23 protein-coding genes and 2 pseudogenes are annotated in these 18,033 nt (G+C 64.6%); 12 read left to right on the top strand and 13 right to left on the bottom strand.

What is annotated here, in order from left to right:
* Window positions 1-18 precede the first annotated feature (18 nt).
* Window positions 19-402: pseudogene (locus AUC71_RS21570) on the top strand (metallophosphoesterase); the annotation flags it as partial.
* On the opposite strand, the gene AUC71_RS15850 reads toward AUC71_RS21570, so the two are convergent.
* The gene (locus tag AUC71_RS15850) at window positions 377-865 is read right to left on the bottom strand and encodes a CDP-archaeol synthase (protein WP_069625025.1); all 489 of its coding nucleotides are present in this window, start codon (window positions 863-865) and stop codon (window positions 377-379) included. The pseudogene AUC71_RS21570 and the gene AUC71_RS15850 sit on opposite strands and share 26 nt — an antisense overlap.
* 143 nt (window positions 866-1,008) lie before the next feature.
* On the opposite strand from AUC71_RS15850, the pseudogene AUC71_RS15845 reads away from it, so the two are divergent.
* Window positions 1,009-2,279, top strand: a pseudogene (locus AUC71_RS15845) (MFS transporter).
* A gap of 319 nt (window positions 2,280-2,598) precedes the next feature.
* Entirely contained in the window at window positions 2,599-3,357 is a 759-nt protein-coding gene (locus AUC71_RS15840; RefSeq protein WP_069625024.1) for a hypothetical protein, read from the top strand.
* Here AUC71_RS15840 and olsA read toward each other — a convergent pair.
* From olsA to AUC71_RS22880, 11 genes are all read right to left on the bottom strand, one after another.
* Window positions 3,354-4,157, bottom strand: a complete 804-nt coding sequence (gene olsA, locus AUC71_RS15835) for a lyso-ornithine lipid O-acyltransferase (RefSeq protein WP_069625023.1) — start codon at window positions 4,155-4,157, stop codon at window positions 3,354-3,356. The two genes, AUC71_RS15840 and olsA, sit on opposite strands and share 4 nt — an antisense overlap.
* A gap of 32 nt (window positions 4,158-4,189) precedes the next feature.
* Window positions 4,190-4,561, bottom strand: coding sequence for a hypothetical protein (locus tag AUC71_RS15830; protein WP_069625022.1), 372 nt, complete (start codon window positions 4,559-4,561; stop codon window positions 4,190-4,192).
* An 84-nt stretch (window positions 4,562-4,645) separates the two neighbouring features.
* Window positions 4,646-5,080 carry a Fur family transcriptional regulator gene (locus tag AUC71_RS15825; RefSeq protein WP_069625028.1) on the bottom strand — a complete coding sequence of 145 codons (435 nt, stop codon included), beginning with the start codon at window positions 5,078-5,080 and terminating at the stop codon, window positions 4,646-4,648.
* Window positions 5,081-5,090: 10 nt separating this feature from the next.
* Window positions 5,091-5,498, bottom strand: a complete 408-nt coding sequence (locus AUC71_RS15820) for a GNAT family N-acetyltransferase (protein WP_244501009.1) — start codon at window positions 5,496-5,498, stop codon at window positions 5,091-5,093.
* Window positions 5,443-6,288 (bottom strand): tRNA (adenosine(37)-N6)-threonylcarbamoyltransferase complex dimerization subunit type 1 TsaB, encoded by an 846-nt coding sequence (gene tsaB, locus AUC71_RS18230; RefSeq protein ID WP_083238504.1) that lies wholly within the window; start codon window positions 6,286-6,288, stop codon window positions 5,443-5,445. Before tsaB ends, AUC71_RS15820 begins: the two co-directional genes overlap by 56 nt.
* A 10-nt stretch (window positions 6,289-6,298) precedes the next feature.
* The gene (locus tag AUC71_RS15815) at window positions 6,299-6,889 is read right to left on the bottom strand and encodes a malonic semialdehyde reductase (RefSeq protein ID WP_069625020.1); all 591 of its coding nucleotides are present in this window, start codon (window positions 6,887-6,889) and stop codon (window positions 6,299-6,301) included.
* Window positions 6,886-7,446 carry a NifU family protein gene (locus AUC71_RS15810; protein ID WP_069625019.1) on the bottom strand — a complete coding sequence of 187 codons (561 nt, stop codon included), beginning with the start codon at window positions 7,444-7,446 and terminating at the stop codon, window positions 6,886-6,888. Before AUC71_RS15810 ends, AUC71_RS15815 begins: the two co-directional genes overlap by 4 nt.
* 156 nt (window positions 7,447-7,602) lie before the next feature.
* On the bottom strand, window positions 7,603-8,211 hold the full coding sequence (locus AUC71_RS15805) for a universal stress protein (RefSeq protein WP_244501008.1): 609 nt from the start codon (window positions 8,209-8,211) through the stop codon (window positions 7,603-7,605).
* A gap of 53 nt (window positions 8,212-8,264) precedes the next feature.
* A complete protein-coding gene (locus AUC71_RS15800) occupies window positions 8,265-8,660 on the bottom strand; it encodes a DUF2237 family protein (RefSeq protein WP_069625018.1) in 396 nt (131 codons plus the stop codon).
* A gap of 37 nt (window positions 8,661-8,697) precedes the next feature.
* Complete coding sequence (locus tag AUC71_RS22885) at window positions 8,698-9,135, bottom strand: penicillin-insensitive murein endopeptidase (RefSeq protein WP_425283404.1); 438 nt, start codon at window positions 9,133-9,135, stop codon at window positions 8,698-8,700.
* Window positions 9,136-9,164: 29 nt separating this feature from the next.
* On the bottom strand, window positions 9,165-9,908 hold the full coding sequence (locus AUC71_RS22880) for a penicillin-insensitive murein endopeptidase (protein ID WP_069625016.1): 744 nt from the start codon (window positions 9,906-9,908) through the stop codon (window positions 9,165-9,167).
* A gap of 241 nt (window positions 9,909-10,149) precedes the next feature.
* On the opposite strand from AUC71_RS22880, the gene AUC71_RS15785 reads away from it, so the two are divergent.
* Together AUC71_RS15785 and AUC71_RS15780 are read left to right on the top strand one after the other, a co-directional pair.
* The gene (locus AUC71_RS15785) at window positions 10,150-10,572 is read left to right on the top strand and encodes a L,D-transpeptidase family protein (RefSeq protein WP_141701769.1); all 423 of its coding nucleotides are present in this window, start codon (window positions 10,150-10,152) and stop codon (window positions 10,570-10,572) included.
* 13 nt (window positions 10,573-10,585) lie between these two features.
* Window positions 10,586-10,765 carry a DUF1328 family protein gene (locus AUC71_RS15780; RefSeq protein WP_069625015.1) on the top strand — a complete coding sequence of 60 codons (180 nt, stop codon included), beginning with the start codon at window positions 10,586-10,588 and terminating at the stop codon, window positions 10,763-10,765.
* Here AUC71_RS15780 and AUC71_RS15775 read toward each other — a convergent pair.
* Window positions 10,762-11,910 carry an alpha/beta fold hydrolase gene (locus AUC71_RS15775; protein ID WP_069625014.1) on the bottom strand — a complete coding sequence of 383 codons (1,149 nt, stop codon included), beginning with the start codon at window positions 11,908-11,910 and terminating at the stop codon, window positions 10,762-10,764. The two genes, AUC71_RS15780 and AUC71_RS15775, sit on opposite strands and share 4 nt — an antisense overlap.
* A gap of 207 nt (window positions 11,911-12,117) precedes the next feature.
* Here AUC71_RS15775 and AUC71_RS15770 point away from each other — a divergent pair, with 207 nt between their 5' ends.
* The 7 genes from AUC71_RS15770 (at window position 12,118) to AUC71_RS15745 (ending at window position 17,962) form a co-directional block, all read left to right on the top strand.
* Window positions 12,118-13,257 (top strand): class I SAM-dependent methyltransferase, encoded by a 1,140-nt coding sequence (locus AUC71_RS15770; protein WP_069625013.1) that lies wholly within the window; start codon window positions 12,118-12,120, stop codon window positions 13,255-13,257.
* Between the two features lie 138 nt (window positions 13,258-13,395).
* On the top strand, window positions 13,396-14,061 hold the full coding sequence (locus AUC71_RS15765; RefSeq protein WP_244501007.1) for a carbonic anhydrase: 666 nt from the start codon (window positions 13,396-13,398) through the stop codon (window positions 14,059-14,061).
* Between the two features lie 23 nt (window positions 14,062-14,084).
* Window positions 14,085-15,125 carry a VIT1/CCC1 transporter family protein gene (locus tag AUC71_RS15760; protein WP_069625012.1) on the top strand — a complete coding sequence of 347 codons (1,041 nt, stop codon included), beginning with the start codon at window positions 14,085-14,087 and terminating at the stop codon, window positions 15,123-15,125.
* Window positions 15,126-15,264: 139 nt separating this feature from the next.
* On the top strand, window positions 15,265-16,392 hold the full coding sequence (locus AUC71_RS15755) for a linear amide C-N hydrolase (RefSeq protein WP_069625011.1): 1,128 nt from the start codon (window positions 15,265-15,267) through the stop codon (window positions 16,390-16,392).
* 441 nt (window positions 16,393-16,833) lie between these two features.
* A complete protein-coding gene (locus AUC71_RS19830; RefSeq protein WP_158007896.1) occupies window positions 16,834-16,983 on the top strand; it encodes a hypothetical protein in 150 nt (49 codons plus the stop codon).
* Window positions 16,984-17,015: 32 nt separating this feature from the next.
* Window positions 17,016-17,375, top strand: a complete 360-nt coding sequence (locus AUC71_RS15750; protein WP_069625010.1) for a hypothetical protein — start codon at window positions 17,016-17,018, stop codon at window positions 17,373-17,375.
* Window positions 17,376-17,380: 5 nt separating this feature from the next.
* The gene (locus AUC71_RS15745) at window positions 17,381-17,962 is read left to right on the top strand and encodes an acyl-CoA synthetase family protein (RefSeq protein WP_069625009.1); all 582 of its coding nucleotides are present in this window, start codon (window positions 17,381-17,383) and stop codon (window positions 17,960-17,962) included.
* Window positions 17,963-18,033 lie beyond the last annotated feature (71 nt).

The following is an 18,033-nucleotide window of genomic DNA, read 5'->3' as shown; positions in this document are numbered from 1 at the left end:
TCACGCGCGATCTCGTAGGCCGGCATCGACGACGCGCACTTCTATCGCGTCGACAATATCGAGAAGGCCGCCGAAAGCATTCCCAACGAGGAGTTCTCGATTCTCGTCACGCATACGCCGGAGATCTATCGCCAGGCGGCGCACGCCGATTTCGATCTTCTGCTCAGCGGCCATACCCATGGCGGGCAAATCTGCCTCCCGGGCGGGCATCCCATAACTTTAAGCGCCGTGCTGCCCCGAAAGTTCGGCGCCGGGCCGTGGCGCCATCACAACATGATCGGCTACACCGCGGTCGGCGCGGGCAGCTCCGTCGTGCCGGTCCGGTTCAATTGCCCGCCCGAGATCACCCTTCACGAGCTCCGGCGGTCGGGTGAGGTCAATAAGGCCGGTCGCGCAGATTGAGCCTGAAGAGAATGCGGGAGACGACGAGCTCGGTGATGGCGAAAATTGCCGTGCCCACCGCCACGTCGAGCCAGCTGAGCGGCACGAGACAGCGCGCCGCGATCAGCGGAAAAAGCGATTCCGGAACCTGATCGAGCCCGAGCGCCTGGCTGCTTGGCGCAAGTCCAAGCCGACGCTTGATAAAGCTCGACAACAGATCCCCGGCCATGGCGCTGGCGGCCACCAAGACACCGAGCTGCCAGTCGAGGCCCAGGAGCACAGCCACGACAGGTGTTCCAAGGAGCGCGATCAGGACGCCCCGAATGGTCTTGGAGCGGCCGAACAGTGGTCTGCCGTCTCGGAGCGTGATGCTCCCGTCGAGGGGCCAATCCCCGGCGGTCCCCATGAGCTTTTTCGCGATCACGGGCAAGGCATTGGCGACGCCGACCAAGACGAGGAGCTCGGTCATGAGAATTGGATGCATGCCACCTCAGCTGGTTCGCGAGAACACAGTTTAGGACATCGCCGGCGGCTGGGGCATCGCGTGCGCGGTGCGAAATGTCCCCTTGCCCTCCGGTGCTCATTTGTCCCAAGTCTCCGGCTCAACGCGAGATGAGGCCCCTCGTCATGGCGAGCAAGACTGACAGCAACGCGCCGCAAGGAGCGGCCCCGAAGACCGCGGTCGTCGTGCTCGTGGCGATCAGCATCTGCCACCTGCTGAACGATGTGATTCAGTCGCTGATTCTGGCGATCTACCCCATGCTCAAGACGAGCCTCGCGCTCGACTTCGCCCAGATCGGCTTCATCACCTTCACCTTCCAGGCCACCGCCTCGGTGCTGCAGCCGCTGGTCGGCTATCTCACCGACCGCTACCCCACGCCCTACTCGCTCGTCGTCGGCATGGGCTCATCGCTGCTCGGCCTGATTCTGATCGCCTTCGCCTCGACCTATGTGGAGGTGCTCGCGGGCGCCGCGCTAATCGGCATGGGCTCGTCGGTGTTCCATCCGGAGTCCTCGCGTGTCGCACGTCTTGCGTCAGGCGGACGGCACAGCACCGCGCAGGCCGTGTTCCAGGTCGGCGGCAATTTCGGCACCGCGCTCGGGCCGCTGCTCGCGGCCTTCATCGTGATCCCTTACGGGCAGACCTCGATCGCCTGGTTCTCGGTGGTGGCGCTGCTCGGCATGGTCCTGCTCACCGGGGTCGGAGGCTGGTACGGCAAGGCGCTCAAACTGCCAAGCGTGTCGCACGATGAACGCAAAGCCATCGCCGCGCTCAGCCGGCGCGAGGTGGCGAAATCGATCGCGCTGCTGGTCACGCTGACCTTCTCCAAGCACTTTTACTTGGTCTCGATCACGAGCTTCTACATTTTCTATTTGATCCACACCTTCGATCTGCCGGTGCAGACCGCGCAGCTCTATCTGTTCCTGTTCTTGGGCTCGGTCGCGGCCGGCACCGTCATCGGCGGACCGATCGGCGACCGCATCGGCACGCGCCGGGTGATCTGGTGGTCGATTCTCGGCGTGTTGCCCTTCACCCTGGCGTTGCCTATGTCGGCCTCTTGGGAACGGCGATTCTCAGCGTGATTATCGGCCTCATCCTGGCCTCGGCGCATCCCGCCATCATCGTCTATGCGCAGAGCCTGCTGCCGGGCCGCGTCGGCATGGTCGCCGGCCTGTTCTTCGGTCTCGCCTTCGGCATCGCGGGTGTCGGCGCCTGGCTGCTGGGCCGGCTGGCCGACGCGACCAGCATCACCTTCGTCTACCACGTCTGTGCTTTTCTCCCGGCCATCGGCCTGCTCGCGGCCTTCCTGCCAGAGATGACCAAGCCAAAGCCGCGCCGGCGCCAGAAGAAGCTCCGCGATCACGCGCCGAGTGCCCAAAATTTGACAAGTCGATGACGCTTGTTTGGCGCCGCCAGTCCCGTTTGTTCGGGGCGCGTCTTGGTTTTGTCTTAGTAGTTTGCTCCCTGAGCAGCCGGACTGGCGGTCACGGGTCGCGGCAATGCTCTGTGAAACTGCCTGAATCGGCAAAGGCGAGACTCTGCATATGGTTAGGGATAGTATGATTGGCAGTAGCGCCGATGCTGAGGCTGTGTCCGGCGCAATTCCGTACAGTTTTGCGTACTTGCCGAGCGGCGGTCGGTGGGCCTTTTGCGCTTACGAGAACCCCCAGTTCGGCCCGTCATTCTGTTGAGGTCAGTGATCTTAGGGGGCATCGATGCGTGATATTCGCGGGGACCTACAAGACCGTGCCAGCTTCCTCGAGGAGCAGATCAGCGCGGCGCAAGCGCAATTCGAGAAACGCTTAGAGTTGTTGAAGCGGGAGCATCAGGCGAGGATCGAGGATCTTCAGTCCGAGCTCGAAGCCGTGACGACGCTTATCGAGGGCGAATACCGGCGGCTGACGAGCGCCCGGTGCAAGACGAGCGCCGCCGCCCGGCGCCTCAAGCCGAAGCCGAGCCGCAAGTCCGGCCCGTGGCACAGGAGCCGGAGCATCATCGCCGTCCGGCGCCGGAGCCCGAGTATCGACGCCCGGTGCCTCAGCAGCAGCCGGAGCCTTATCGCCACCCCGTGGCGGCGGAAGCCGAGGCACCTCGCCCGCCCGCCGATGCCGGTGCGCGAGCCCGAGTCCGAGCACAGGCCTGCAGCGCCGCAGGTCTATCGCCGGGCACCGGCCGCCGCAGCACCGGAGCCAGAGCAGCGCCGGCCGGTGGCCATGGCCGCCCAGCAGCCGCAACAGCCGCCGCTGGCCGACTTCCTTATCCGCAAGTTGAGCGAGATCGGCGTCATGACAATCGACGATCTCTGCCATCTCTCGGTGCAGGAGGGCTATTTCGCGGACGGCGAGAACGTCGATCGCGTGGTTCACGGCACACTCATGAACGTCGCCAAGGCGGGCTTCATCCGGCAATTGCCGAATGGTGCCTTCGCGCCCGCGACGGTCATGGACACGATCAGGCTGCGCCGCGCGATCTAGGCGGTCCGTTGCGTGGGCCGTCCGCGTAGCAACTCGACGACGTCGCTTCTGACTTTCTCTTCCGCATAGCGCGCAAGCGCTTTGCGGTCGGGAAAGTCGTCGAGCGGCACGGGCGGCCCAATGCGGATATTGGCGTCGAGCGGACCGAGGCCCAGCAGCTTCCAGGCATGGCTCGCCATGTCCATGTCGCCATACCACGCGACTTGCGGGCGGCCGCGCCGCCCCAAGGGAAGGCCGTAGAGCTTCGTGTAGCTCAGCGCCAGGGTCTGCACCGAGACCCTCGATCCCATGGGCCGGCCCTCGAGTGGCTTCGCCGCGGCGAACAGCGCGGTACGGAACGGCACCACCGTGTTGCCGTCGCTGGAGGTGCCTTCGGCGAACAGAACCACGTGGTCTCCGTCCTCCAACCGATTCAGAATTTCATTCGCCTTGCTGCCGACTTCGCTGCGCCGCTCGCGGTCGACGAACACCGAGCGTTGCAGGTTGGCGAGCCACTTCACGAAGGGCCAGGTCGAGACCTCCTGCTTGGCGACGAAGGAGACCGGCGCCACCGCCGACAGCACGGTGATGTCGAGCCAGGAGACGTGGTTCGACACGATCAGCACGCCTTGGCTTTCCGCGATCTCGCCGTCGACGTTGAGGCGGATGCCGACGATCCTGCACACTTGGCGGTGGTACCAATGCGGGAAGGTGCGGGCGTAGCGCGAGCCCATCCGCACGAACAGGAGCTGAAGCGGCATCAGCGGGACGGTGAAGGCGAAGAACGTCGCCAGCACCAAGAATGCGCGCACGCTTCTCATTGATCAGCGATCGACCGTTGAAGCCGTAACGCTCAATAGCAGGTCCGCCGCCCATAGCGCGTGATACACAGCCCGCGCAGCGCCGGATCCTCAGCCCGTACCGGAACAGGCTTCATACGGCAGTCGGTTTGGATCTCCCCAAAGCCGAGTTCGAGGGTAGTGCAGACCTCGCGGGTCGCCGCAGGCACGATGTAGAGGTCGTGCTCGGAGGGGAAGGTCATCTCGACCTTGGGCGGCACCGATGCGGCTGACGGAGATACAGACGGCGCGGGCGGGACGTCACGAGCCGGGGCGCTGGCGTCCGCTGCCGGAGCCGCCTCGGGTTCCAGCGAGATAGCGTGCTGTGCGAAGGCCACGCTGGTAAGCAACATCAATGCGCCCGCGAGAAAAATCCGCTTTCCCATCACGCCACCCCCTTAGTGCTTCTTAAGCGATGGTTAACGTTGTCCCGGCGGAGGCGGGAAGTCAAACGGGGCAAAAAACGCGCGCTATTTGCCGTTCTTGAGCGGCTTGCCGAACAGCTCCAAGCGGTGCCCGATTAGCTGGAAGCCGAGCTCCTTGGCGACGCGCTCTTGCAGGTGCTCGATATCCTCGTTCTTGAACTCGATGACCTCGCCGGTCTTCACGTTGATGAGGTGATCGTGGTGCTCGTGACCGGCCGGCTCGTAGCGCGCCCGTCCGTCGCCGAAATCGTGCCGCTCGACAATGCCTTCGCCTTCCAACAGGCGCACGGTGCGGTACACGGTGGAGAGCGAGATGCGGGGATCTCGCGCACTTGCCCGGCGGTAGACCTCCTCCACGTCGGGATGGTCATGAGCCTCCGACAGGACCCGCGCGATGGTGCGCCGCTGGCCGGTCATGCGCATGCCCCGATCGGCGCACAGTCGCTCCAGCCGGCTTTCCCGTATCGCTGGCTTGGACATGGACCCCCGGCTATCGCTGGTCTTCATGTGATTCCTCGGCGATTTGCTCATCATCGGAGGGTGAGTCCGAAAGGGCAAGGCTGAAGATCGCGGCGTCGGCCCCGTGCTCATAGTAGTGCTCGCGCCTGCCGACGGGGACCGCGCCGAGCGAACGGTAGAGCGTCAGTGCGGGTTCGTTGTCCTCTTCGACTTCGAGGAACAGCCGCTTCGCGCCCGCGGCGCGCAACTCGGTCACCGCCTTTTCGAGCAGCGCGCGGCCAAGACCCGCATTGCGGCAGGCGGGCGCTACGCAGAAGGTGAGGATCTCGGCTTCGTCGGCAGCTTTGCGCGCGATGAGGAGACCGCCCATCGTGCCGGAGGAATCAGCGACCGAGCCGATCAGGCAGAGCGTCTCCGGAGAAGCGAGAAATTGTGCCATCGCCGCTTCGTCCCAGGCCCTTGCGAAACAACTGCGGTGGATCGCGGCCATGGAGATGGGGTCGAAAGAGCCAGCCCGGGTGACGGTGATCGTGAGCGGCATCAGTGCCTCGCGACGGCGGGAGCTGCGGCTTGGCGTCGGGCGGCCGCAAATAAAGCGGCCGCACGGTCTCCGAGGTCGCGCCGCGTTCAAGCGCGATCTCGGCAAGCGCCGCGACGCTTGGCTGAAGTGAAGGCAGCTCGATCTCGATTTTGCGACCGCGCGTTACGGCTGCGTCACAAAGACTCCGCGCCCCGTTGCCGACGGCCAGACGAAGCGTCGCGGGCAGGAGACCGGCGGCGTCATCCGGCGCGATGAGCAATGGACCTTCCAGTCTGCTTCCGGTTTGATCGTAGAGCCCGAGATAAAGCATGTCGCGCCGGGCATCGACGGCGACCGCGAACGGACCCTTGGGCTCGAGGCCGGCAAGACGGGCGGCGCGCGCCATCACCGCGAGACTGTCCGTGCCGTAAAGCCGCGCCTTCGTCACGAGCGCCAGGCCTCGCGCCGCGGCGATGGCGATGCGCACGCCCGTGAAGCTGCCGGGACCGGTGGTCGCCGCGATCAGATCGAGATCACATGCGTCGATCTCGGCTTCCCCGAGCACCTCCTCCACCATGGGCATCAGCGCCTCGGCGTGCCCGCGCGCCATCTCAGCCTGAAGCACGTGAAGCCGGTGCGTGGAATCGGTAGTGCACAGCACGGCGGCGGAGCAGGCGCCCATGCTCGTATCGAGCGCGAGAATGTTCATAGCTTGGGTCTTAGACGATGAGCGCGATTTGGTCGAAGCGAAAGCGCGGCGCCCGCGGCTTCAAATCTGCACCGTCGCCAAAGCCGAGATTGCAAAGGAAATTCGATTTGACGTTGGTGTCGGCAAAAAATTCCTTGTCCACCGCCTCGTTGTCGAAGCCGGACATGGGGCCGCAGTCGAGCCCGAGCGTGCGCGCCGCCGTGATGAGATAGGCGCCCTGCAACGAGCCGTTGCGGAACGCGGTCTGCTCGATCTTTTTGGGCTTCCCTTCGAACCAGCTTTTGGCGTTGGTATGGGGAAAGAGATAGGGCAGGTGTTCGTAGAAATCGAGGTCGTAGCCGATGATCGCGCAGACGGGCGCCTTCATCGTCTTCTCGCGGTTGCCCTCCGACAGATGCGGTTTGAGTTTCTCTTTTGCCGCGCGGGATTTCACGAAAAGAAAGCGCGCCGGGCTGCAATTCGCGCTCGTCGGTCCGAGCTTCGCGAGATCGATCAACTCATGCAGCAGCGAGTCGGGGACATCCCTATCTTGCCACGCGTTGTAGGTGCGCGCGTCGCGGAACAGTTGATCGAGGGAAGCGTCTGGCAGCTTTTCCGTCAAATCGGGCGGACCTCCTGCACTTCGGGAATGAAGTGCCGGAGCAGATTCTCGATGCCGTGACGGAGCGTCGCTGTCGAGCTCGGGCAACCCGAACAGGCGCCGCGCATATGCAGGAAGACCACGCCGTCGCGATAGCCCTGGAAGGTGATATCGCCGCCGTCTTGCGCCACGGCCGGACGCACGCGCGTGTCGAGCAGTTCCTTGATCGTCTGGACGGTCGCCTCGTCCTCGGGCGCGAAGAACTCGTTCACGCCGTCATATTGGTCGGGCGCGCCATCCGTCATCTCCTCGCCCGACAGATAATGCTCCATGATGGCGCCGAGGATGGCGGGCTTCAGGTGCTGCCACTCGCCCTCGCCCTTGGTGACGCTGATGAAGTCGGAGCCGAGGAACACGCCGGTGACGCCGTCGATCTCGAACAGGCGCGCGGCCAGCGGCGAACCCTCGCTCTCGGCGCGGTCGCGGAACTCGATCGCATCCACCTCGCCGAGCACGGCCCGGCCCGGAAGAAACTTCAGGGTGGCTGGATTTGGCGTTGCCTCGGTCTGAATGAACATCGTGGGTGCCTCGTGGCTCCTAACGCGCGAGCCCCTAAAAGGCTGCGCTCAGAAATTAGAACAGTTCTATATTTGTGCCCGCGACCCGGCCGAGTCAAGGCGGCGAGTCGCCTTATACCACGACCGCACCAGGTTGCCGTAGGGGTCCTCGCAGGCTCAGGCGAGCGCCAGGATTTCCTCGATGGAGAGATGCCCCGGCACCACAGTGATCGGGGTCGGGAAGACGCCCGCGAGCCGCCCGCCCGCCAGGCTCGACACCAGCGGACCGGGCCCGGAGGGGTCCTTCGAGGCACCGAGCACAAGCACACCGATATCCTGATCCTCCTCGATCAGCTTGGGGATCTCGTCGGCCTTGTTGCCTTCGCGCACGATCTCCTCCGGCACGAGCTCCTCAAAGCCCATGGCCTTCAGCTTGCGGCCGAACAGGCGGAACACGGCCTTGGCCTTGCTCTGCCCCTCCTCTCGCGCGATGTCCTCCACGCCGAGCCAGTGCATGGCCTCGTCCTCGGGCTCGATGACGTAGAGCAACGCCAGCTGACCTCGCGTGCGCTGGGCGCGGCTGGCGGCGAAGGCGAGTGCGCTTTCGCATTCCGGGGTCTCGTCGACGACGACGAGGAATTTGCGCTTGTGCCCCTCGAGATAGATCTCGCGCTTCCGCCGCGATCCCGTCGCCGGGGTCGATGCGGTCTTCTTCTTGGGGGCGGGGGTCTTCTTCTTTGCCGCCTTCTTCGCCGCCGGCTGCTTTTTCGTGGCCATGGCCGTCATGCTGCCACCTCCGGGCGTTGCCAACAAGAAGGGTTGAAGGAAGGGCCCCGCGCTCAGGCGAGGTCGATGGCGTAGCGTTTGAGGTCTTCGAGATCCACGAGCTCCAGCGTCGCCTCGTGGGTGGCGCCGAGAATCACCCGCGGCGGGCTGCCTGCCTCGAAGGCCTCCTGCCAGCGGGCGGCACACAGGCACCAGCGGTCGCCGGGCTGCAAGCCGGGAAAGCCGAAATCGGGCTGCGGCGTCGAAAGGTCGTTTCCCCGCGACTTGGAGAACGCGAGAAAGTCCGCCGTCACCTCGACGCAGACCGTGTGCAGGCCGAGATCCTCGGGTCCCGTGTGGCAGCAGCCGGTGCGGTAGAAGCCCGTGACCGGCCGGTCCGAGCAGCTCTTGAGCGGCTCGCCGAAGACGTTCTTCTGACCCTCGAAAGGATTGGAGCGCCGCTGCAACATGGACCGATTGTGCCTGAACCGCGGTTCTACGGGAAGATCAGCGAGTAGGGTTGCGCACGGGCAGCGGGATGCCGATCTTGCCGCCGTTGAGCAGGTTTTGGAGTTGCGTTTCACTGAGGAGGGGCACGCCCGGGCCAGCCTCCTTGCTGGCGGCGGCCCTGACCGCCACGGGCGGCAGTTCGTCGTCCACGCTGAGCAGCTCATTTCCGCCCGCGGTGAGCACGGTCCGGCAATCGCTCGGCAAATCCTTGAGAGGGAAAGGCTTCTTCTTTCCCGTCGGCTTGGCGTCCGGATCGATGTTCTGCTGCGTCATCCAGATGGCGGACTTCTTGAGCATGTCGTTCCAGTTGTCGAGCTCGTCGCCGTCGCAGCCGGAATCGCCGCTCACCGGCGGCTGATCCTTGCAGCCGTCCATGCCGGGCGGACAGGAGAGGCGGACGTGGAAATGATAGTGGTGATTCCACCACGGCCTCACTTTGCCGAGCCAGCGCGTGTCCTTTCCCGCTACCTCGCGCGCACGCAGAGCGATTTCTTGATGGCCGGATGCACGAAGATGCGCGCCACTTGCGGGTAGGACGCGGCGCGCCGGATGAGCTTGATCTGCAGGTCGGTGAACTTCTCGGGATCGACGTGCAGCGGATCCTTCAGCATCGATTCCGCCCTCAAGTCCTCCCGCTCCTGCACCGTGAGGATGCGGTCCGGCATCGGTGTCAGCCAGATATCGGCGTCGAGCCCGACCTGATGGCTGGTATGGCCGGTGAGCATCGGGCCACCGCGCGGCTGTGACATGTCGCCGACGAGAAGACCCGGCCAGCCGTCAAGTGCCCGCGCGTCGCTCGCGAGGCGCGTCATATAGTCGATGAGTTGCGGGCTACCCCAATTGCGGTTGCGCGAGGTGCGCATCACCTGCCAGTCGGGGCCGTTGAGGGGGAGCGCGACACCGCCGGCGAGACAGCCCTTGGAGTAGAAGCCAATCGCCCGTGCCGCGAGCGGGGCGGCGTCCGGAACGGACGCGAACAGCTCTCTGGCCCCAGGCAACTTGTCCGATTTCGGTTCCGGGGCCTTGGGAGGCTTTCGCTCCGGCAGTTCGACGGCCGCCGTCTCCGCGGATTCGACGATCTCCGTCTCAGCGGGCTCGTTGGTCGCCGACTCCGTCGGCTCGGCGGCCGTCGGCGCAAGTTGGGTTTGCGCGGCGGCGACACCACTCCAAAACAATAGTGCAATGAGGCTGAACGGCAGCCTTCCCATCGGCACACGACCCAAGTTTTGCGTCAGATCCCTCGTGGCCTCGACGTTAGCACAGATGACCCAAGCAATTGGAGCCCCAGGCCTGCCCCCGATTCAAGGGCGCTTCGGGGCCAAAAATGGCTGGCGTTCAGGAGATATTCAGCCGCCGCCCCTTAGACTGAACCTCTTGTCATCATCCGGAGAGCGCCCGGCGCGAAGATCCGCGGGCGTGGGCACAGGGCTAAATTCGAGGGAGACCATCATGAGACGTTCCATTTTTCTGGCCGCACTGGTCGGGCTGGCGCTTGCCCTGCCCACCGCGGCCTTCGCAAGCGTCGTCGCGCAGATCAATCTCTCCAGCCAGCGCATGCATGTCTTCGTGAACGGCAAGCCGGCCTATACCTGGAAGGTCTCGACGGCGCGCTCGGGCTACCGCACGCCGACCGGCACCTACAAGCCCTATCATCTGGCCCGGCGCCACTACTCCTCGATCTACAACAACTCACCCATGCCGCACTCGATCTTCTTTTATAAGGGCTACGCCATTCACGGCTCCTACGAGACGAAATATCTCGGCCGCCGCGTCCCATGGCTGCGTGCGGCTGCACCCGTCCACGCGGCCCGTCTGTATTCGCTGGTGCAGCGCTACGGCGCGGGCAACACGACCATCCGCATCACGAATTGAGGGGAGAGCGACGATGGCGCTTCTCAAATGGGCGCTGATCGCGCTCGTGATCTCGGTCCTCGCCGGCGCCTTCGGCTACACCAGGCTCGAGCACGGCGCGGCCAAGATCGCCAAGCTCCTGTTCTTCGTTTTCCTGCTGATCTTCGTTCTCATCTTGATCGCGGCCGTGCTCGGCGGCGAGGCGATCCTCTAGCCGCCGCAAACGCTCGGCGCCGGCACACCGCGGAACCTGTCGTCCATCCATTTGAGCGCGGTGGCCACGCTCTCCTTGGCGGCGAAGGTGTGCGTCACCCCCGGCATCTCGACGAACATCACCTTGGCGCCCTGCTTGCACAGAGCCTTGCCGAACTGCTTGGTGATATAGGGCCGCACGATCGTGTCGGCGGTCCCTTGCGCCAGGAACACCGGCGCGCCCGCCGGCTGCTGGCCGGGGGAATTGCGTTGCATAATGCCTTGCCAGGGTTGGGTCTTGGCCGGGTTCGCCTTCAGGAACTTCTGCTTTTCAAGCGGCCTCTCCGCCTTGTCGAGTGCCAAGAAGTCCGCGACCGATTCGATGCAGTCCTGCGCCATCGTCTTGTAGACATTCATGGCGTTTGCCTCGACCAGGCTCGAGGCGGGGTCTTTGTAGAGATTGGACCACGACCAGATCGCCATGGCGGTCAGCTCCTTGCCCGCGGCGCTCGACTTGTCGGCATCGAACAGCTCGATGAGATAGGTGGCGGGCGCCGCCGCGGCCACGCCGAGAAGCTTCAAGTCAGGCGCGTAGGACTTCGCAAGCTCCCCGGCATAGAGCACCGCATGGCCGCCTTGGCTATGCCCCCACAACACGAAGCGGTTGGAGGCGCCCGAGCGCGGCAAGGCGATGGCCGCCCGGACCGAATCGAGCACGGCACGGCCCTCGCTGACGCCAATGAGATAAGGGTGGATGCCCGGGGTGCCGAGGCCGGGATAGTCCGTGGCCACCACGATATACCCTTTCGCCAGCATCGACTTTATCCCCCAGATCAAGCCGGCATTGTCCGGCATCAACGAGGGCGCGCATTTTTCGACCACCCCTGACGTCGGGTGCCCATAGGCGATCACGGGACGGCCGCCGGCCGGCGCGGGGCCTGGCGGGATGTAGATGGCGCCGGACACCTCGATCGGCTCACCCTTCAGCCCGGTGGATTGATAGAGAATCCGGAAGGCCTCGCCGTTATCCGGACTGCCGCCGATCAGCGGCCAGACATTGAGGATGGCCCCGGGCTTCTTCGCCGCAGCCTCGGGGGCCGGAAGAAAGCAAAGAAGGGCGATGGCGGCCGCCAGCGACCACCGCAAGCAGCGCTTCACATTGAACATTTGGGGGAAAACCTCACTGACTGGACGCAGGACGCCGATGATAGCCCAAGTACCGCACAGGTCCGCAACAGTTGGACTTGGGCTCGAGGGGGCGAAGGCCGGGGCTTTTCATCCCGACCGCTTCCGGGGCAGAATTGGCGCCGAGCACGCACAAGACGCCTCGCGAGGTGCCTCGCGAGCAGGGGACAAGCCGGGGGATCAATCCACATGTCATCAGCCGCAAGCACGCTCGACACCTTCATCAACCGGGTCGGCGGGATCGCGACTCCCTTTTCCATCGAGCTTCCGGATGGCGCGAAGCGCACTATCGGCCAGGGCGAGCCCGAGTTTCACGTCGGTCTGCACAACGAGCGCGCCATCAAGGCGCTGCGTACCCTGGACGAGGGCGACATCGCGGAGGCGTATCTGCAAGGCGACATCGACATCGAAGGCGACATGTTGAAGCCTTTTGCACTGCGCGCCTCTCTCGACGACAGCCATCCGCTGGTCGCCGCCTGGCGTTTCATCCAGCCGATGCTGTTCGGGCAGGTCTACACCAACAAGCAGGCCATCGCCTCGCATTACAATCTCGATCCGCAGCTGTTCCTGAGCTTCCTCGATCCCGTGTTCCCGGCCTATAGCCAAGGCATCTACGAGAACGACGACGAGGCGCTGTCGAAGGCGCTCGAGCGCAAATTCGATTGGGCCATCGAGAAATGCGAGCTTGGTCCGGGCAAACGCGTGCTGGAAATCGGGCCGGGCTGGGGCGCGTTCTCGGGGCACGCACTGCAATCGGGGATCCAATACACCGGCATCACCAACTCGCAAGTGTCGCAATCCTTCTTGCGCGACAAGCTCGCCAATTTCGGTGATCAGTTCGACATCCTGCTGACCGACTTCTACGACTTCGAGCCCGACGAGCCGTATGACGCCATCGTCATCATGGGCGTCATCGAGCATCTGCCGAACTACGAGAAGGTGCTACGGAAGTTCTTCCGGTTGCTCAAGCCGGGGGGACTCGTGTTCCTCGACGGCAGCGCCGCGCGCAAGAAATACGAGCTGTCGACCTTCATGGTCCGCTACATCTATCCCGGCAATCACTCCTTCCTGGTGCTCGACGACTTCCTCAACAAGATGAACAAGACCGAGTTCGAATGCGAGGAAGTGCACTCGGACCGCTGGAGCTACTACCTCACCTTCAAGCAATGGGCCGAAAACCTGGAGTCCAACAAGGACGCCGTGATCAAGAAGTTCGGCGAGTTCGAGTATCGCCGCTTCCGGCTTTATCTGTGGGGCGCCGCGTACGAGTTCCTGGCGCGCAATCTCGACTGCTACCGGATGATCCTGTCGAAACCTAAAAACGCATAAGCCGGACACCGGAAGTTTTAAGATTTTCCCGCGTAAGGGTTGAACTCGGCCACGGCGCACCCGAAAGAGCGCCCACAAGGGAGACCCAATGCCATGTGCGGAAATTGCGATTCCAAGACTTTGTCGCGGCGCCATCTCATGGCCGGAGCCGGTGCGCTTCTAGCCGCAACCACATTTCCCGTAAGCCGTGGCCGCGCCGCCGAACCCGCGGCGAACGCCATTTCACCCGCCGAGGCGCTGGACCAGCTGAAGCAGGGCAATGCCCGCTATCTGGCCGGCGAATTCAATGAGCGGGACTATTTCGCCGGACGCGCCGCGCGAGCGCAGAGCCAGGCCCCCATCGTCGGCGTGTTGGCCTGCGCCGACAGCCGTGTTCCCCCGGAGATCATCTTCGACAAGGGACCCGGTGAGGTCTTCGTCGTGCGCGATGCCGGCAACGTCGTCAGCAATTACGGCTTGGCGAGTCTCGAATTCTCGGTCGCCGTGCTCGGCGCGCCGCTCCTTCTGGTCTTGGGGCACTCAAGCTGCGGTGCCGTAGCGGCGGCCATGCAATCGGTGCGCGAGCGGAAGAAACTGCCCGGCCATCTCCCCGAGCTCGTCGAGGCGATCCAGCCCGCAGTGAACGCCGCCCACGCCAAACACCCCGGCGATCTTCTCGCCGCTACAATCGAGGAGAATGTTCGCCTCGGCATGAGCGAATTGAAGAAGCGGTCCGATGTCATCGGCGATGCCGTCAAGTCCGGCAAGGTGGCTATCCAGGGCGGCGTCTACGACCTCGCGACGGGCGAAGTGAATCTGATCTGACTTCGAGAGGGGGGGGTCTGGCCATGGCAGACGCCGCCGAGCGCTGGCGGTCGGAGAAGACGGCCGCCTATTTGTCGAGCGCCGTCGCGGCGGCGGAGCGTGATCCCACGCGGGCGAAGCTCTTCCGCGACATGGCGTCGTCCGCCGAGGCGCAAGCCGTCATCCTGGCGAAGGATCTGAAGTCAGCCCCCACGTTCAGCCCGTCGCTCCGGTCGCGCATCACCGTGCTTCTGCTCGGCATCTTCGGTCCGCGCGCCATGCGCCACGTGCTTTCGGCTTCGAAGGTGCGCGGCGTCTCGGTCTATCGCGGCAAAGTCGCGCCTACGGACGGAGGGGCAGCAGCGGGTCATCCCTGGCCGACCTCGATCGAGGATGTCACCCGCGAGCACAAGAACTACGGCAGCGGCACGCTCCGGGCCGGCGTGTTCGGCGTCAATGATGGCCTCGTGTCCAACACTTGTCTTGTGATGGGCGTCGCCGGCGCCGGCACCAGCCCGAGCGTGATCCTGTTGACCGGCGTCGCCGGGCTTTTGGCCGGGGCGTTTTCCATGGGCGCGGGCGAATTCATCTCCATGCTGTCGCAGAAGGAGATGTTCGAGCACCAGATCGCGCAGGAGAAGGACGAGCTCGAGCGCTATCCGAAAGAGGAGGCCGAGGAGCTCGCGCTGATCTATGAGGCGCGGGGCGTTCCGATCGAGGAGGCGCGCCACATCGCCAAGCACCTCATCGAGAACCCCGACAAGGCGCTCGATACGCTGAGCCGCGAGGAGCTCGGCCTCAACCCGGACGAACTGGGCTCGCCCATCGGCGCGGCGATCTCTTCGTTTCTCACCTTCTCGGCGGGCGCCTGCCTGCCGCTCATCCCGTACGTGTTTGGCTTCTCGCAGCATGGTGTGGCGATCGCCGCCGCGATCTCGGGCACGGCCCTGTTCTGTGTCGGCGCGGCACTCAGCCTGTTCTCCGGGCGTAATGCCCTGCTCGGTGGAGCGCGCATGTTGGCCATCGGCGCCGCAGCCGCAACGGCGACCTACTTCATTGGCTCGCTGTTCGGCGCCACCGTCTAAGCCCGGGCATTTGCCGCAAATTTGCAGGATCCCGGGCACGCAGCCTTAAGCCTGAGCCCAAGCGTCATGCGTGCTTAACAGCGCTTTAGGACGCTCGTAGCTATCGTCCGGCCAGCATTTCCTTGAGGAGGACCACGCCATGATTCGCCGCGCCGCGATCTACACACTCGCTGCTTCGCTCGCTCTCGCCACGTCGCCTGTCTTTGCCTGTACCGGCATCAGTCTCAAAGCCACCGATGGCGCCGCCATCCGGGGCCGCACGCTCGAGTTCGGCTTCCCGCTCCAGTCGAGCGTCATCGTCGTCCCGGCCGGCAAGGAGTTCACCGCCACGCTGCCTGACGGAGGCAAGGGGCTCTCCTACAAGACGCGCTACGGCATCGTCGGGGCCAATGCCTTCAACGAGGTGGCGATCATCGACGGACTGAACGACCAGGGCCTCTCCATCGGCCTCTTCTATTTCCCGGGCTATGCGCAGTATGCCGAAGCAACCGCGGAGAACGCGTCAAAGGCGCTTGCCCCTCAGGATTTCGGCATGTGGGTCCTCGGCAATTTCGCCACGGTCGATGAGGTCAAAAAGGCGGTGGAGGACATCGTCATGGTGCCCACGCCGATGCCTGGCTTGGGCAGCGCCAAAGGCATGCCCGCCGACGTGCATTTCTTCGTTCAGGACAAATCCGGTAAGTCGATCGCCATCGAGCCGATCGACGGCAAGGTCAAGGTCACCGATGCCCCCATCGGCGTGATGACCAATGCGCCAACCTATGATTGGCACATGACCAATCTCGACAACTACATCAACCTCAACGCCAAGGACATTCAAGACGAGAAGCTCGGTCCGGTGACGCTGAGCGCAATAGGTTCGGGCACCGGCATGCTGGGTCTCCCCGGTGACTTCACTCCGCCGTCGCGCTTCGTTCGTGCCTCGATGTTCAGCCAGGCGGCGACGCCGAACGCCAAGGCCGAGGACGCCGTGTTCAGCGCCTTCCACATCTTGAATCAGTTCGACATTCCGAAAGGCTCGGTGATCAACGCCTCGGTCGGCGGGGCGCAGCCCGAAATCACCGAATGGACCAGCGTCAGCGACCTGCAAAATCTGCGCTGGTATTTCCGCACCCATCAGGATCAGTCGATCCGCGTGGTCGACCTCAAGAAGGCCATGAAGGCCGCTGACGGCGAGATCCGCACCATCGAGATGGAGAAATCGACCCAGACGGCCACCGACGTCTCGGCCGAGGTGAAGAGCATGAAGCAGGCGTCGAACGAATAGACAGCCTCGCTGCAATCGCCCAAGAAGCGGCCTCGGGAGCCTTCCCGGGGCCGCTTTTCGTTGGAGAACCGCCAAAATTGTCCCATTTGGAGACGGATCGGCGAGAAGTTGGCGCAACGTGACGTTGAAGGCGAGACAACCGGCGTTTCCCTGAATAGGATCGGCGGCCTGGGGGAAACGACTTCTGCGCATTGCCATGTCTCATCACTTTTTGATCCATCCGCTCGCGTGCCTGCGTCTTCTTGCTTGCGTCCTCGCCGTGTCGCTGACCGCAGCCGTCTGGGTGCCGCCTTTCGCCGCCGCTCAGGACGTGCTGACCGAGGAGCCCGGCGAAGAAACCGACGCGGAGGAGACTCAGGCCGAAGACCCCGTGGTCGACGAGGAGGTCCCGAGCGAGGACGCGGCTGCTCGCGCTTCGCCGAGGAGGCGCCCGCCGAGACGTTGCGCGACGTCGCCGCCAGCCGGCTGTCGGTCCGTTTCGTGCTCGGCTTCGGCGACGGCCTGCCCGACGGCGTCGGTTCCCTCGACGACGCCATCGCGCCGGACATGCCGGGGACTTCACCCCGCGCCTGCCCACGGGCCCTTCGCTGATCACCTTCACCGCGCGCCCAGGCCATCCGCTCGTGCCGTTGTTCCGCTACGAGGACGGAATCCTGGCGCAGGGCGCGATGACGGTGCTCTCGCTGTCTCTCGACCGCAGCGACGTGATCCTCAACGCCTATCCCTTTACCGGCACCGTTGGACTGGGGCTCGGGCTCGCGCCGTGGCTGATCGGCGGGGCCAAGCTGGTCCAGCATCATCCGTTCGAGTACGGCGTGTTCGCGGATCAGCTCTTGAACACAGGCGCGACCGTGACCGCCATGCCTTCGGCCATTCTCGCGAGCTGGGCGCGAACCGCGTGCTGCAGGACCCGCGCTGCCAGCTTCGGCGGGTGGGGCGGGTCTGGTCGCCAGCGGAACTTGCCGATCCGGCGGCGCCGCTGAACCATATGGCCGCGGAAAATTTGAGCCGGCCCGTGTTCGATCTCTACCCGCTCGGCGATCTCGCCAGTCTCTTGCTGCGGCCGGCGAAGGTAGCGGACCGTGCCGCGCTGCCCCTTGGGCTGGTGCATCTCGCCAAGGACGGCGGCGGCACCGTGTTCGCGGAGACGAAGCTTGCCGACGAAAACGGCGCCCTCCTCCTGCGCGGGCCCGTCGTACCGCAAGGCCGGTCGAACGGTCCCGTGGCGCGCGACGAGAACGGGTTCGTCGCCACGGGTCTGCGCGGCCAAGCGGAAGGCGTTGCCCGTCTTCGGGTCAGCCGCGACGCCGAGCTCGTCCATCATGGCGGCTTCACCATCGCGGCGTCCGAGCTCGACGGCCTCTATCAGGCCTTTCCCGGCTTTCTCGATGCGGCCTGCTTCGTGCTGCCGGACCCGATTGTCGGCGACCGCATCTTCGGGGCCGTGTCGCCCTCGCCCAGCGCACCGGTGTCGCTGGAGGCGCTGCACCGCTTTCTGACGGAGCGCGGCGTGGCGCCTTACATTCCCGGACAAGCTGCTGGTGGTGAAGGAGATCCCGCGCGACGCTAAAGGCACTATCATTCGCGAAGAGATTTTAGCGCAGGTCTAACTCGTCATTTTGAGGTGCGAGCGCAGCGAGC

It is taken from the genome of Methyloceanibacter marginalis, from assembly GCF_001723295.1.
GTDB lineage: Bacteria > Pseudomonadota > Alphaproteobacteria > Rhizobiales > Methyloligellaceae > Methyloceanibacter > Methyloceanibacter marginalis.
Note: the sequence above shows the minus strand (reverse complement) of the source record. Positions and strands in the feature narration are given on the sequence as shown.